We start from the raw sequence: 15581 nt of genomic DNA, 5'->3' as shown, positions 1-15581 counted from the left end.
AGGAAAATCATGAAAAAAATCTTACTACTTAGTTTTATGTTTTTATTATCTCTTTTTGCAAAAGATGAAAATAAAATTGTTGTTGCAGGTCCTTTTGCTACAGTATCTCATCCAATCATGCATATGATACAAAATGACGTATTAAAAGACATGAATAAAAAAATAGAGTTTAGATTATGGAAAAATCCCGATGAGCTTAGAGCTCTTGTTTTAAACTCAAATGTTGACTTTATAGCATTACCTACAAATGTAGCTTCAAATCTTCATAATAAAGGAGTTGATTTAAAACTTCTAAATGTTTCTATTTGGGGGATACTTGCAATGATAAGTAGAGATCCAAATTTAAAAACTCTAGAAGATTTTAAAGGTAAAAAGATTGCTCTTCCTTTTAGAGCAGATATGCCTGATATTATATTTCAAGAATTAGCAAAGAAATATGGCTTGAATCCTAAAAAAGATTTTAAAATTCAATATGTAACAAACCCTATAGACGCCATGCAAATGCTTATTTTAAGGCGTGTTGATCACGCACTTTTAGCGGAACCTGCTATCTCAATAGCTCTAAGAAAAACTGGCTCTTTTCCTATAAGTATTGTAGCTCCTGATTTATATAGAAGTGTTGATTTACAAAAAGAGTGGGGAAAACTTTTTAAAACAGAAACTAAAATTCCCCAAGCAGGACTGGCTTTCTTAGGGAATACAAAAGGAAAAGAAAAGCTTATAAATAGATTTTTACAAGAGTATGAAAAATCTCTTCAGTGGTACAAAAAAAACCCAAAAAAAGCTGCTTCTTTAGTTGTAAAAACTTTACCGATGCTTGAAGAAAAAGGTTTAGCTGACTCTATAAAGCATGTGCAACTTCAAAGTATAAATGCCTATGAAGCAAAAGAGGACTTAGAGTTTTTCTTCAAAGTTTTAGAAAATAGTAATGAAAAACTAATAGGTGGCAAACTGCCAAATGAAAACATATATTATAAATCAAATACAAAGGAATAAATAAAATGAAAAAAAGTCTTATCTTATCAAGTGTAGCTACTGCTGTACTTCTAAGCAATTCTTATGCAAATTCTAACTTAGGTGAAGTTTTAGTTACAACAGCTACTAAAACTAAAAAAAACATAGATGGAGTTAGTGCTTCTGTTATTGTTGTAACAAAAGAAGATATTGAAAAAATCTCTGCTTCAACATTAAAAGATGTATTTGAAAAAATTCCATCAATCAATGCTCAATATGCAAGGTTTCCCCACCCTAGTTCTAAATCAAAAGCTGCAATTTCTATAAGAGGAGTTGGAGCAAATGGTACATTGATGCTTTTAGATGGGAAGAGATTATCTGCTGAAACAGAAAACCCTTATGAAATGAATAGAATTCCCGCTTCTATGATAGAAAGAATAGAAATAGTAAAAGGTTCAATGTCAACACTTTATGGTTCTGATGCAATAGGTGGGGTTATAAATATTATTACAAAAAAAATTACTGAAGCTCAAACTGCTATTGATTTAAAATATGGACTAAACAAAAAAGGTGATGCCAAACAAAAAAACTTCAACTTTACAACTATTGGGAAAAATGACTATTTTAACTATAAAGTTTTTGGTTCTATTATTGATGAAGAAACTTTTACAAAGAGAAAAAATTATACCCAAACAGCAGTTAATCCTCAAACAGGTGCTATTATAGGAGCAAACCCACAAAATGGTGTGTCAGGAAAAGAAGATGTAACTTTCATTGATGATGCAACTGTTTTAAGCTTTGGAACAAGGTTAGAAAAAAACTTAACTGATAATCTTCTTGCAGGCATTGATTTTAATTACTTTAAAGAGGAAAGAGAAGGTATTTATTTAGGAAATGCTAAATTTTCAGGTGGTGGTCTTATAAAAAACACTCCTATTTTGTCAAAAGATAATAATAAAAGAATTGATGTTTCTACTGATTTTGAGTATCAAGCAAATAAAGACTTAGCTACTAATTTAAAATTTTATAGGTCATATTACAAGAAAAGAAATGAAACTACTCCTGTAAACTTTACGGGTCCAGTAAATAAAAAATTTAGTGCAAATGTAACAATTGATAATGTAGAATCAACAACTACTTATCTTCTAAATGATAGTAATATTCTTACTTTTGGAGCTGAATACAGAAAAGAAACTAGAGATTCAAGTGCAATTAATCCTAATCCTAGTTCAGATGATTTTATTACAAAAGAGGTTACATATAAATCACTATTCTTACAAGATGAAATTGAAATCACAGACTCTTTAAATGCTACACTAGGAGCAAGATATGACCATATTTCAAATGCAGATAGTAAAGTAACATTCCAAGCAGGTGCTGTTCAAAAACTTAATGATAACACCTCTTTAAGAGTTAATTATTCTCAAGGCTTCAGAGCTCCTGATACAGCTGAACTTTTTGTTGTTGCTCCAGTTTTTAAAGATGGAAAAAGATTTGGTTCAGATGTAATTTTTGGACCCAAAACTACTACTTATGACTTAAAGCCTGAAAAATCACAAAGTTTCGAAATAGCTTTATCAAATAATTTCAATAAGCTTTCTTCTGAAATTGTTGCTTTTCATACAAACATCAAAGATAAGATTGAGTTAGTTTCATATGGTGCAGGAGCAGGGAAATACTATACATCAGAAAATCTAGACAAAGTTGAAATCAATGGGCTTGAATTAAGACTTGATTATGATTTTACTAACTATTTAAATAGCAACTTCAATTTAACATATTTAGATACTGAAGATAAAACATTAAATAAGGAGCTTACATTCACTCCTGATATTTCTGCATCTTTAGGCATAGATTATAAAGTAACAAATAGTTTAAATACAAATCTATCTTTAAGATATATAGGTGAACAATATACAAATAGCCAAAATAGTGAAAAAACTGAAGATTATACACTTGTAGATTTAGGACTTAATTACAAAATAAATAAAACGGCAAGTGTTTATGGAGGAATAGATAATATTTTTGATAAAGAAGTTGATGAAGAGTTAGGGGTAAATGCTGGTACCTATACGTATATTGGGTTTAGGTTTAACTTCTAATCATGTACGAATTAATTAAATTTATTCATATATCAACAATAATACTATTTGTTGGAACTGTTTATTTTAGAACATTTGTTATTTTAAAAATAGTTTCGTCTTTTCCTAAAGATCAAGCTATAAAAATACAACAAGCTATGGGGAATAAAGCTAGAAATATAATCAAAATCAATAATCTGATTTTGATTATATCGGGAATGTTATTGTTGTTTTTATATACAAACAATAGTTCTTTAGTATTACATTTAAAAGTTTTATTAGGATTAATACTAGTAGTAGGCTTTTATTTTGTTCCTATTCTTTTTAATAAATTTGAAGCAGACCAAAAGTTTAAAACTATATTTCATTATCTCTTTTTCTCACTATTAATGTTTGTAGTTCTCTTATCTCAATTTATCTATAGTTTTTAAATAATGCTTTGAGAGTTAACTCTCAAAGCTTATTATATATTTTAACCCACCATCATTTTTATAATCAATTTTTCCTAACAACTGTTTTTGAGCAATTGAAACAATAAGTCTTAAACCTAAGCTTTTACTTCTATAGATATCAAATTTTTCAGGCAAACCTTTTCCATTATCAGCAATCTCAAGAATATATTTTGAAGCTTGCTTTTTAAAAGTTATTTCAAAAAAATTATGAGGTGACTTTTTTTCAAAAGCATATTTTAAACTATTAGTTAAACACTCATTGATTATCAAACCACAAGGCAATGCATGTTCTATATCTAAAGGTATATCATCTATGTTAAGCTTTATATCTAAATGTTCAATATAATATGCATTTTTAATATCTAAAATAAGCTCATGAATATATTTTTTAAAAGGAATTTTATTTAAATCTTTACTTTCATATAGTTTTCTATGAACTAATTCCATGATATAAACTCTTTCTTGAATATCAGTAAGAACTTCTTTTGTCTTTTCATCACTCACTTTTCGTTTTTGCAGTTTTATTAAACTTATAGTGAAAGCTAAATTATTTTTTACCCTATGATGAATCTCTTTTAATAATGTATTTTTTTCATCTAAAGAGTTTTTTAGTTCTTGTGTTCTTTCTTCTACCTTTAAATCAAGTAGTTTGATATTGTTTTCCATAGAATCAAGCATTAAATCAAAAGTTTGTCCTAATTGACCAATTGAATCTTCACCTTTTATATTTGATCTAAATTTTAAATTACCATTTTGTACTTGTTTTGATGTATTAACTAAAGTATCTAAACTTTTTGAAAATTTTCTAAAGAGTAAATATCCAATCAATATTGCAAAAATAAAAGCCATTAAAGCAGCTGGAAAAAGTTTCCAAAAGGCTTTATCCATTGCATTATGTAAATCTTCTTCATAAACTGTAGTTAAAAATATTAATCTTCTTACAGGGTCATTATTAATACTTCGAGCCCATGTTAAAGCTTTTTTGCCATTCAAAATATGAACAATCGGTTCACCATTACTTGCAAGTAAAATATCATTTGCACTTAATGTACCTGTATTTATACTCTTGACATCAGATAATTTGCTAATACAATATTTATTGTTTTTTGGTTTATCTTTTACATTATATAAAGGTTTATCATTTGCTTTCTCTACATTTAACCACATTAAAAAAGTATTTCCTTTATGCAAATGGTTTGTATAAGAGAAACTCTTTTGAACATACTTTTTAATCTTTTTTTCTTCATTATTTTCGTGATCATAAAACAAATCACTATTACAAGAAAGCAATAAATTGCTATTTTTATCAAATTCCATACTATAAACAAGATGACTAGTAATTGAGGGACAAAAATTCTCTTCATGTTTTTTTATGTAGTTTTTCCAACTATTTACTTTTTGATTTGAATTTTTATATTGGAGATATCCATCATTATTCAGTTTTTTATTTAAATGCTTTGATAATTTATTTGAGTTATCTATTAAAGCAACAGGACAAGATAATTCTTTCGAAAACTTTTTAAGGATACTTTCTTGTTCTGAAGATGATAAGTTTTTTAATCTTTGAGATAGTTTTTCAAGCTTTGACTCTATATTTAACCTAATTAATTCGTAATTCTTTTTTCCATCATTTCGTATATATTTAACTGCCAAATGAAGTTGTTGTGTATTTAAAGCAATTGTTTGCTCAACTTGTCTTATCTCATGTTCATACTGCTCTTTTTCCATTTTTGGAATAATAAGTAAAAAAAGAATAGAGAGTAAAACTAAAGCTAAAATAACAAGAGATAAAAAAAGTTTTGAAGAAAAAGATAGTCTAGCTAAAGTATTAAAATTAGCCAAGTTTTAGCCTATATCCAAACTCATAAATATTTTCAAAAACCTCAGCATCAAGCTTTGCTCTTAATCTGTATACCAATGTTCTTAGTTTTCCCATATCAGAGACTGATTCATCTCTATAAATATATGAAATTATTTGTTCAAAACTTACTGACTCTTTGGGCTGTTCACTTAAGATATCAAAAAACTTTAATTCATTTCCTGTTAGTTTTATACTATCTAATCCCTTTGATAAAACTCTTCTTGTCTTATCATATTTATAGCCTTCTGCTAAATTAATAACTATTTGTTCACTCATAAGATTCTTATTTTTAAAAAAATAGTTATGTTTATGAAGTGCAGTTTTAATAGCAATATCAATATCTCTTTCCCTACAAGGCTTTATTAAATATGCATAAGGTTCACTCTCCATAGACTTTTTAACTGTCAAATCATCACTATAAGAAGTTAAAAAGATAATTGGTATTTTATGAGCTTGCCAAATCTCTTTTGCCGCTTCTAATCCACTTTTATAACCTTTTAAATGAATATCCATAATTACAATATCAGGCTTGTTTTCATTTGCATGTTTTATTGCATCTTGTGCTGTTGATTCTATTCCTGATACTTCATAGCCCATATCTTCTAATGAGCTTTCCATATCTATTGCTAATATCATCTCATCTTCTACAATTAATATTTCTACTGTTTTTTGTGAAAATTCCATTAATTTATTCATTAAATCTCCAATTGTGATTTGAATGTGATTTATATTAGTTATGATACTCACTATCAATTTAAAGTTTGTTAAAAGTAAAAGCTGATTACAATTCAATTTTTAATTTTGCGACTTAAAACTACACATAAGGAATATAATGAATAAAAAAATACTTTTAAGTTCAATTGCTTCATTAGCAATTTTATCTTTTAATGCAAATGCTCAAGATGAAACAAAAATAAACTCAGTTGATGTTTGGGAGACTGAAGTTGTTAGTTCTTCTTTAAATCTAGGAAAAGATTCAATTGAAACTAAACAAGCTGACCATTTAAGTGATTTATTAAGAGGTTTACCTGGTGTTGATGTAGGTGGAAGTCACTCAATGAATAATAAAATCATCATAAGAGGGATAAAAGATGAGGATATTAATATCACTGTTGATGGTGCAAAACAACCAAATGTAGATATGTTTCACCACCAAAGTACTCTAAAAATCAACCCTGATATTCTAAAAAAAGTAAATATTGAAGTTGGTGCTAACTCTGTTGTTCATGGAGAGTTAGGAGGTTCAATAGAGTTTGAAACAAAAGATGGAAAAGACTTTTTAGAAAATGGAGAAAAAGTTGGAGCAATTGCTTCTACTAAATACAATAGTAATGATAGTGTTGGAGCATCACTTGCTACATATGGAAAGATAACTGATAACTCTGATTTCTTTATTTATTATGACCATATTGAAAATGAAAACTGGAAAACAGGAGATGGAACAAAAGAGAAAGGAAGAGAAGGTACTATTAAAAACCTTTTATTAAAATATGGTATTGATTTAGATGATACACAAAGAATTTCTTTCTCTTATGATAGATTAGAAGATGAAGGGGATTATCACCCAAGACCAAACCTTAGTACAGCAGTAAATGAAGCTATTAATGTTGCAAGAGGATCACAAGCAAACTTAATCCACCCAACAGAGTATATTAGAAATACATATACTTTAAAACACACAGTTGACAAAGGTGAAAATCTACTTGTAAACTCTTCTTTATATTTTAATGAAATGGATTTAACAAGACATGAATCAAACTCTAATGGAAGAGGAGATGTTTTCAATGCAGTTGTAGAAAATAAAGGTTTTAATACAAAAGCTCAATCAAGTATTGACTACGGAAATACTCTTAATACTTTTACCTATGGATTATCTTATGATGTTCAAACAAGTGAAGTAACTACTGATGGAGATGCATATGGAGATGATGAAGAGGCTAAGACTTTTGCTCTATTTATTGAAGATGCAATTGATTTTAATAATGGACTTGTATTAACTCCAGGAATTAGAGCTACAAAATATAAACTTGATGGAGTTGTTGCTGATGTAAGTGAAAAAGAAATCACTTACTCTCTTGCTGCTGAATATGCAGTAACTGATAGTTTCTCATTACTTGCAAGTCATACAACACTATTTAAAGGTGCTCCTATGCAAGAGGTTTTTGCAAGCTATAGAACAAGAACTTCAACACAAAACTCAAATATTGAATCAGAAACAGGTTATAACAATGAGGTTGGATTTAAATATATCAAAGATAATGTGTTAGGTGCAGATAATATTGGAATATTAACTAAATACTATGTTACAAAAATCAATGATGATATTGGCTTTGATGACACATACCAAATGGTAAATTTAGGAGATACAAAAACAAAAGGTATTGAAGCAAGTTTTGCTTATAACTTAAATGATTTTAATGCTTTATTTACATACTCAAGAATGGATTCAGAAGTACTTTATACAGGTGAGGCACTTGAACAAGAGACAGGAGATACATTTACTCTTGGATTAAACTACCAAGCTACACCAGAAGTTGGACTTTCTTGGCAATCAATTTTTGTAAAAGACGAAAATGATGTAAAAGATATTGAAAAAGAGGGATATCATGTTCATGACTTTGCTGTTAAATATACACCAAAAGCAGTAAAAGGATTAAAAGTAATTGCTGGAATTGATAATATATTTGATAAAGCTTATGCTTCTCACTCTTCTTTCCAAGGAGACTTAAGAACTTATGGTGATGCTACAGATTATGAGCCAGGAAGAAACTTCAAAGTTACTCTTTCTTATAAATTCTAGGAAAAAGTATGTTTAAAAAAACAAAAAGTTTTTTACATGAAACTAAGTCAAAAGTTGGCTTAGTTCATGGTTTTACAGCCTGTATAGGTGCAGTAATATTAAGTTATTTATCAACACTATTGCTATCTATTTTTTTAGAGGGTGATTATGCTGTTAAAATAATTCCTTCAATGATTACTGCACCTATACTAATGTCTATATGGGGTATCTGGATATTGTTTTCTAAAACAAGATATATTGCTTTAAAAAAAACATTTTTCTCTTCAAGTTTTTTATTAATATGTTTATACTTTTCAATAAATGGATTTTAGATGAAAATAGATAAATTAAATAAAAAGTATTTAACACGCGCGCACACAGTTTTAGGCTTAATTGCTATTTTTCTTTTTTATATCTCAACATATTTTGGAACAATTACAATATTCAAACCATATATTCAAGCTTGGGAACTTCCCTCAACTCACTTTTCAAGCGATGCGAAGTTTGAACAAATTATTGATTTAAAACTCTATCAAATAGTAAGAGAAAATAAATTAAATGTAAAAAATATTGAAATAGAACTTCCTAGTTTTAAAGATGAAAGATTAAAAATTTCAAGTCAAAATCAAAATAGTGTTTACCTAAACCCATATACAAAAGAAATACTTAATTTAAATAATGAATATCCTACAATTTCTACTCTTTTTAACAAACTACATACAGGAGCAAATATTCCTTATATTGGTTTAACTCTTATGGGTGTAGCTTCTTCAATTATGTTATTTCTAATGATCAGTGGACTTATTCTATATTTGGTAAAAAGCGAAAAAACAAATGAAAACCATAATAAAAACTTTAGATTTAAATGGCATAAAAACTTTGGAATAATTCTAACACCGTATGTAATTATTTTTGCTCTAACTGGTGCTTTTTTAGGATTAATGCTTTCTACTAGTTCAGTATATGCTTTAAGTAATACAAATTTTGAAAAACAAAGTATAAGAGCTCTCGTTGGTCCAATTATTTTTAAACAAAAAGCCTTATTAGAAGATAAAAATAAAAGAGTTAAACCTCTGCAACTTTCAAAATTAGAAGAAATTGCACAAAAAAATTATCCAGAACTAAAAATTAGAAAAATAAATATCTATAACTACAGATTAGAAAACTCTCAAACAGTATTTAGTGGCTATTTAAAAAATAATAGAGCTTTATCTTCTAGTAGAATAAATCCTTTATCAATAACTTTAGATAGTAAAACAGGAGAGGTTTTAGAAAAAAAAGAGCTAGAAGATACTCACATGATAAAAAAGACTCTTTCAACTTTTTATTGGCTTCATTTTCAAACAGATGAGCCATTGATTATTAGAATTATATTTTTTATTTTAGGAATAGTAATGCTTATTTGCCTACTATTTGGTTATCTTTTATGGGCAGAAAAAAAGTTGTCTAGTGATTATGGATATTATGAAATTTTAAATAGGTTTTCTATTGCTTTATTACTTGGAATAATTCCAGCAAGTGCTATATTAATGATTTTACATTGGCTAATTCCTTTTTCTATGTTTGATAGAATTATTTGGATTGAGGGATTATTTTATGTAAGTTGGAGTTTTTACTTATTTTATAGTTTTAAAGAAACTAGTATAAAAAAGATTTTCAAAATGATATTCCTATCTTCATCAATTTTGTTCATGTTAACTTTTTTATTACATGAAATACATACAGATATTTTGCTTTTTGAACTATTTAGCTCAAATTTAACAAAACAATTTGCGATAGATCTTTTATTGATTATCATAGCTTGTCTTTTCTATTTTTTATACAAGAGAGTTGACTCTTTTTCATATTTAGAAAAATTTGAAAGGAGAAGTAATGTTTAATATTAAAAAGATTTTACTACTTCTGTTTTTTATTTCTACTTCTTTAATTGGACACAAAATTCCAGGAATGACTCTTACATCTAAACTTATAGATGAGAATAAAATAGAAATAAAAGGATTTAATAAGCGTTCACAAAAATTACTTGATGGAAATAAAATAAAACTCTTTTCACAAGTAAACAATAGAGTTCTTTTTGAAGGCTATTTAAATAAAGGTTATTTAGAGACTAAAATTCCCAAAGAGCCTTATATGATTTTTATGTATGTAGGTGAACAAGACGTTGTAATTGAAGGTCTTGCACCAAAATCAGGCTATGGAGGAATATATGCTTCCAAAACAAATAGAGCTTTTAAATATACTTTAGGGCTAAGTTTATTCTTTATCTTTATGAGCTTAATCCAAATTGCTAAAAAAGCTATAAAAGTCTAAACTTTTATAGCTTTTTTTAATTACTTTTTTATTATTTATTTCAAATATTTTACATTTTTATTACTAATTAATTTACAATATAGAGATATTAATAAAAACTTTATTTAAACTTTAATAAAATCCATAAATTATTTTTATAGGTATATACAAAGTGTTCAATAAAAAATTCAATATCTCTTTACTTTATGTTGAAGACGATATTCATACAAGAGAAGAATTATCTTCTATTTTATCTTATCACATAGATAATATATATGTTGCAGAAAATGGAGAAAAAGGTCTTAAGCTTTTTGAAGAGAAAAAACCCGATTTGGTTATAACAGATATCAAAATGCCACTTTTAGATGGTATTGCAATGAGTAAAAAAATTAGAGAACTTGACTCTAATGCCAAAATAATTTTATTAACTGCTTTTAATGAACCTAACTACTTAGTTGAAGCTATAAAAATGCATATTGACTCATATATAACTAAACCTGTAAATATTCAAGAACTACTTGAAAATATTGAAAAACTAACAAAACACATCGAACTAAAAAAAGAAAAAGAGAATATTGGGAACCTTTTAGAAGAGTACAAAAAAACAGTTGACTTAAGTTCTATTGTTTCAAAGACCAATGCAAAAGGAGTTATCACTTTTGTAAATGAACAGTTTGAAACAATCTCAGGATACAAAAAAGAAGAGCTAATAGGAAAATCACACAATATCGTAAGACATGAAGATACTCCAAGTGAAGTTTTCAAAGATATGTGGAATACAATTAGAGTTTTAAAAAAGCCATGGCATGGAAAGATTAAAAACAAGAAAAAAGACGGTAGTCCTTATTATGTAAAAACTGTGATAAATCCTATTTTAGACATAGATGATAATATCATAGAGTTTATTGCTGTTCGTTCTGATATTACAGAATTAGAAGAGACAAAACTAAAATTAGAGCAAGAGTACCAAAAGACTTCAATAAAATATAATGAAGCTTCATCACTATCAAGAATATATGAAGATGCCTTTGATAAAAGTAGCATTATTCTTAGAGTTACAAGTGATATGAAAATCAAATATATCAATGATATGTTTTGTGAACTAACAGGATACTCAAAAAATGAACTTATAGGAAAATCTTACTGGACTATTACGCACCCTCAAACGCAAAAAGAACTTTTAGAAAAAGCTTTTGTTTATGCAAAAGAGAATGGTGTATGGAAGGGTCAGTTAAAAGGTATCACAAAAGACAAAAAAGATATTCACTATATTTCAACAATAGTTGCAATTAAAGATGTAAATAATAACCTACTAGAATATCTTGGAATAAGACTTGATATTACAAAAGTAATTGAACTACATGAAGAACTAGAAGAGACTCAAAGAGAAGTGATTTATACAATGGGCGAAATTGGGGAAACACGGTCAAAAGAGACTGGTTTCCATGTAAAACGTGTTGCAGAATACTCAAAATTACTTGCTCTTAAATTTGGTTTATCAAAAGATGAAGCAGAGATTTTAAGACTTGCAAGTCCTATGCATGATATTGGAAAAGTTGGTATTCCTGATTCTATATTAAATAAACCAGGAAAGCTTACAGCCCAAGAGTATGAGACAATGAAAGAACACGCTCAAATAGGTTATGAACTTCTTAAAAACTCTACAAGAGATATTTTAAAAGCTTCAGCTATTGTTGCTTATGAACACCATGAAAAATGGGATGGAAGTGGTTATCCTAGAGGTTTAAGTGGTGAAGATATTCATATTTATGGAAGAATAACAGCTATCTGTGATGTTTTTGATGCCTTAGCTCACGAAAGACCTTATAAAAAAGCTTGGGAACTAGATAGAATTATTGCTCTATTTAAAGAAGAGAGAGCCAAACATTTTGACCCTACTTTAATTGATTTATTCTTAGAAAACTTGGATGAGTTTTTAGAAATTCAAAATGCTTACGAAGGAAGAGCTTAATAGTAGTAATTTCTTCTTTTTATAACATCTCTAGGAAGAATTTTAAAATACTTGAAAAAGGCACTTGAAAAACTTTGTTGATGTTTATAACCTACCTTTTTAGAGACTTCACTAATATTATAGTCACTACTTTCTAAAAGTTTTTTTGCTTCTTCCATCCTTGTTTGTAAAACTAAAGCTCCAGGGGAAGTATTAAAAAACTTTTTAAATCCATATTTCAATTTAAATTCATTTAAAGCAACTTTTTTTGATAAGTTTGAGATTGTACAATCAAAAGTTAAAGAGTTAATTATATTCTTTGCTTCTTCTAAAGCCTGTATATCTTTTTCATCAAATTTAATACTACTAGGTAAAGGCTCTTTTTGATTAAAAAGAGAGTTTAATTCCAAATAAGCTAATTCTAATATCTTTGATTCTAAATATATTTCACCAAGTTTTCCTTTATATAAGCTTGAAGAGTACAGTTCATTTAATATTTTTCCAACTTGAAGATCAGTTGTCTTACTTGCTAAAAGTTCATGGCAATAATTTTTTTCTAAGGAGTCAAAAACTTTATTTGTTTCTTTATTTTCTGGTAAAACTTTTGATAAGAAATCTCTTTTTAATACTAGTGTTATTTTATTAATATTCCCTTTTTTGGCTTTTGATTCTGTTTCTTCTTCCTTTACTAGTTCAATATCTGTTCTATTATTTGATGTTGAAAATCCATATTTTGATACTTTAGATTTATAATTAACATCTCCTACCAAGTTAAAATCCATCATTATTCCATCAACTTTTGTGTTGGATAAAACTACTATGTCATCTTTTAAAACGATATTAGATTTTACAAAATAGATTGAGTCATTAATTTGTTTATCAATTATTTCTCCTTCTACTTTTTCTGAAGGAAATATCATTTCACTTTGATTATTATTAAATTTAAAATTTATTTTATTTAAAGACATACCTACTCCAAAATACTATTTGATTAAAAAAAAATACCACTAAACTTAAAACCTTATTGAAAATGATATTGAGTATTAATTATAATAAAGAATAAATTAAAATCACGTAATGGAGTAAAAAATGAATAAAAGGCTAGAAAAAATAGCTTTAATTTCGCTAGTAACAAGTAGTCTCCTTTTAGCAAATGATCTAAAAAAAGAAGCTATAAAATTAGATGAAATAACGGTAAGTGCAAATAAAATGGATGAAACAATTAAAGAAGTACCTCAAAGTATTTCTCTTTTAACTGATTTAAATATTGAAGAACGAGAAATCAAAAGTATTCCAGAAATTATTGAATACATTCCTAATCTGTCTTCTACATTTATGTATTCTGATAGAGTAAACTTTAGAGGTATTAATACTTCAATCTTTACTAATAATAATCCTGTCGTTATTTATATTGATGGAATTCCTCATAGTAGTGTTTATGCTTTTGATGCTTCTATTTTAAATATTGAAAGAGTAGAAGTACTAAGGGGGCCGCAAGGTGCCTTATATGGGAAAGATAGCATAGGAGGAGTTATAAATATAGTCACTAAAAAACCTTCTAACGAAGTTGAAGGATTTGTTGGATTAGAATATGGAACAAACAACTTTAAGCAAACTAGTTTCAATGTTAGTGGGGCACTTATAGAAAATGAATTATTCTTTGGTTTAAATGGTCTACTATCAGAAGATGATGGTTGGCAAACAAATCATAATACTAACCAAGAAGATGATGCAAATAGAAGTAAATCACATAAATTAAATGCTAGTTTATATTATGAACCAACTGACAACTTAAGTGTTAACTTAAACATTTTAGATGAGAAAAATTATAGATTTGGTTTTGAAGGAGGTGCTGCCCCTCAAAATGAAAGTATTAATGATTATGAAAGAGAAGATTTTGAAAATCTAAACTATGAAACAGATACATATATGAAAACAAAATCAAAAGCCCAATCTCTAAAAGTTGAATATATGCTAAGTGAAAATATAAATTTCACTTCGGTTTCTGCCAATAAAAAAATAGATATAGATGGAACATGGGATGTTGACTTAGGAATAAATCCAAACTATGATGGAATGTCAATGTTTCAAGATGCAACATCAAAAAACTTTTCACAAGAATTTAGAATAACAGGTGAAAATAAGCATCTAAGATACGTATTCGGTTTATATTTTGAAAAAGATGAATTTAATTTCCATAACTATGGACAAGAATATCCTAGTTATCTTGCGGGGAATCCTTTTGGTGCAGGTGTTGATGTAGAATTTAATGCAAAATCAAAAGCTACTAGCAAAACTTATGCAAGTTTTGGACAAGTTGTTATTCCATTTTTAGAAGATTATGAATTAACTCTTGGAGGTAGATATCAAAAAATAAAAAAGAAAATGGATTTAGATAATTATATGCATCCAATAAATACTGATGCAAACCCTTATTTTGAATTAAATGAGGAGCATACTTGGAATACATTCTTACCTAAAATTGCTCTTTCTAAAAGATTAACTGATGAGTTAACTACTTATTTAACTGCTTCAAAAGGTTATTTACCAGGAGGATATAATAACTTTGCCTCAAATGGAGGAGAAAAGGAAAATAGATTTGATGCACAAACTTCAATAAATTATGAGTTAGGACTTAGAGGTTCTCTTTTAGAAGATAAATTATACTTATCTTCTTCAATCTTTTATATGGATATTGAAGATATTCATGTATATAGTACAGACCCCGCAACTAGTATGATGTATACATCAAATGCAGGTGAAGCTTCATCAAAAGGTTTAGAAATAGAACTTGCTTATAATATCAATAATAATTGGAGTATCGATACTGCAATTGGTATAGTTCAAGCTAAATATAGTGAATATACAGATTCAAGTGGAAATGATAACAAAAATAAAAAGATAGAGAGAACTCCTAGTCACTCTTTAAATCTTGGTCTTTCATATTATGGTGGAAATGGTTTATATGGAAGATTTAATATTAGAAATCAAGGAGATATGTATTTTAATGCCCAAAATAGCTTAAAACAAGACTCTTACACAGTTGCAAATGCAAAAGTTGGATACCTATTTAAAGATTTAGATATTTATGCTTATGTAAAAAATATTACAGATGAAAACTACATTGTAGCTGTTGAAGAGATGGCTGAATTTAGACAATTAACATATGGCAAAGGTAGATTTATTGGTTTAGGATTAAAATATAGTTTTTAAT

12 protein-coding genes are annotated in these 15581 nt (G+C 27.6%); 9 read left to right on the top strand and 3 right to left on the bottom strand.

The window, feature by feature from the left end; genetic code table 11:
* Positions 1–9 precede the first annotated feature (9 nt).
* From CRV02_RS09755 to CRV02_RS09745, 3 genes are read left to right on the top strand one after another with little or no spacing between them, the layout of a single operon-like run.
* Positions 10–996: an ABC transporter substrate-binding protein gene (locus tag CRV02_RS09755; protein WP_129090174.1), complete on the top strand. Its 987-nt coding sequence runs from the start codon at positions 10–12 to the stop codon at positions 994–996.
* Between the two features lie 5 nt (positions 997–1001).
* The gene (locus CRV02_RS09750) at positions 1002–3056 is read left to right on the top strand and encodes a TonB-dependent siderophore receptor (RefSeq protein ID WP_129090173.1); all 2055 of its coding nucleotides are present in this window, start codon (positions 1002–1004) and stop codon (positions 3054–3056) included.
* 2 nt (positions 3057–3058) lie between these two features.
* Positions 3059–3466 carry a hypothetical protein gene (locus tag CRV02_RS09745; protein ID WP_129090172.1) on the top strand — a complete coding sequence of 136 codons (408 nt, stop codon included), beginning with the start codon at positions 3059–3061 and terminating at the stop codon, positions 3464–3466.
* A gap of 15 nt (positions 3467–3481) precedes the next feature.
* Here the strand turns inward: CRV02_RS09745 and CRV02_RS09740 are convergent, their stop codons facing one another.
* Together CRV02_RS09740 and CRV02_RS09735 are read right to left on the bottom strand one after the other, a co-directional pair.
* Positions 3482–5329, bottom strand: coding sequence for a histidine kinase dimerization/phosphoacceptor domain -containing protein (locus tag CRV02_RS09740; protein WP_129090171.1), 1848 nt, complete (start codon positions 5327–5329; stop codon positions 3482–3484).
* Positions 5322–6044, bottom strand: a complete 723-nt coding sequence (locus CRV02_RS09735) for a response regulator (protein WP_129090170.1) — start codon at positions 6042–6044, stop codon at positions 5322–5324. Before CRV02_RS09735 ends, CRV02_RS09740 begins: the two co-directional genes overlap by 8 nt.
* A 136-nt stretch (positions 6045–6180) precedes the next feature.
* Here CRV02_RS09735 and CRV02_RS09730 point away from each other — a divergent pair, with 136 nt between their 5' ends.
* From CRV02_RS09730 to CRV02_RS09710, 5 genes are all read left to right on the top strand, one after another.
* Complete coding sequence (locus CRV02_RS09730; RefSeq protein WP_129090169.1) at positions 6181–8148, top strand: TonB-dependent receptor domain-containing protein; 1968 nt, start codon at positions 6181–6183, stop codon at positions 8146–8148.
* A gap of 8 nt (positions 8149–8156) precedes the next feature.
* A complete protein-coding gene (locus tag CRV02_RS09725; protein ID WP_129090168.1) occupies positions 8157–8459 on the top strand; it encodes a hypothetical protein in 303 nt (100 codons plus the stop codon).
* Positions 8460–10007: a PepSY domain-containing protein gene (locus tag CRV02_RS09720; protein ID WP_129090167.1), complete on the top strand. Its 1548-nt coding sequence runs from the start codon at positions 8460–8462 to the stop codon at positions 10005–10007. It abuts the gene before it with no gap.
* Complete coding sequence (locus tag CRV02_RS09715) at positions 10000–10437, top strand: hypothetical protein (protein WP_129090166.1); 438 nt, start codon at positions 10000–10002, stop codon at positions 10435–10437. Before CRV02_RS09720 ends, CRV02_RS09715 begins: the two co-directional genes overlap by 8 nt.
* A gap of 151 nt (positions 10438–10588) precedes the next feature.
* A complete protein-coding gene (locus CRV02_RS09710) occupies positions 10589–12388 on the top strand; it encodes a PAS domain S-box protein (RefSeq protein ID WP_258239280.1) in 1800 nt (599 codons plus the stop codon).
* On the opposite strand, the gene CRV02_RS09705 is transcribed toward CRV02_RS09710, so the two are convergent.
* Positions 12385–13335: a helix-turn-helix transcriptional regulator gene (locus CRV02_RS09705; protein ID WP_129090164.1), complete on the bottom strand. Its 951-nt coding sequence runs from the start codon at positions 13333–13335 to the stop codon at positions 12385–12387. The two genes, CRV02_RS09710 and CRV02_RS09705, sit on opposite strands and share 4 nt — an antisense overlap.
* Positions 13336–13456: 121 nt before the next feature.
* Between CRV02_RS09705 and CRV02_RS09700 the strand changes: the two genes are divergently transcribed.
* A complete protein-coding gene (locus CRV02_RS09700; protein WP_129090163.1) occupies positions 13457–15580 on the top strand; it encodes a TonB-dependent receptor in 2124 nt (707 codons plus the stop codon).
* Position 15581 lies beyond the last annotated feature (1 nt).

The organism is Arcobacter sp. CECT 8989, from assembly GCF_004116715.1.
In the GTDB taxonomy this organism is placed as follows: Bacteria; Campylobacterota; Campylobacteria; order Campylobacterales; family Arcobacteraceae; genus Halarcobacter.
Note: the sequence above shows the minus strand (reverse complement) of the source record. Positions and strands in the feature narration are given on the sequence as shown.

Bases quoted from the DNA above. Each gene is read 5' to 3' on its own strand.
- CRV02_RS09700 (WP_129090163.1), top strand. From the start codon at position 13,457: ATGAATAAAAGGCTAGAAAAAATAGCTTTAATTTCGCTAGTAACAAGT.
- CRV02_RS09705 (WP_129090164.1), bottom strand. From the start codon at position 13,335: ATGTCTTTAAATAAAATAAATTTTAAATTTAATAATAATCAAAGTGAA.
- CRV02_RS09730 (WP_129090169.1), top strand. From the start codon at position 6,181: ATGAATAAAAAAATACTTTTAAGTTCAATTGCTTCATTAGCAATTTTA.
- CRV02_RS09735 (WP_129090170.1), bottom strand. From the start codon at position 6,044: ATGAATAAATTAATGGAATTTTCACAAAAAACAGTAGAAATATTAATT.
- CRV02_RS09750 (WP_129090173.1), top strand. From the start codon at position 1,002: ATGAAAAAAAGTCTTATCTTATCAAGTGTAGCTACTGCTGTACTTCTA.
- CRV02_RS09725 (WP_129090168.1), top strand. From the start codon at position 8,157: ATGTTTAAAAAAACAAAAAGTTTTTTACATGAAACTAAGTCAAAAGTT.
- CRV02_RS09755 (WP_129090174.1), top strand. From the start codon at position 10: ATGAAAAAAATCTTACTACTTAGTTTTATGTTTTTATTATCTCTTTTT.
- CRV02_RS09715 (WP_129090166.1), top strand. From the start codon at position 10,000: ATGTTTAATATTAAAAAGATTTTACTACTTCTGTTTTTTATTTCTACT.
- CRV02_RS09720 (WP_129090167.1), top strand. From the start codon at position 8,460: ATGAAAATAGATAAATTAAATAAAAAGTATTTAACACGCGCGCACACA.
- CRV02_RS09745 (WP_129090172.1), top strand. From the start codon at position 3,059: ATGTACGAATTAATTAAATTTATTCATATATCAACAATAATACTATTT.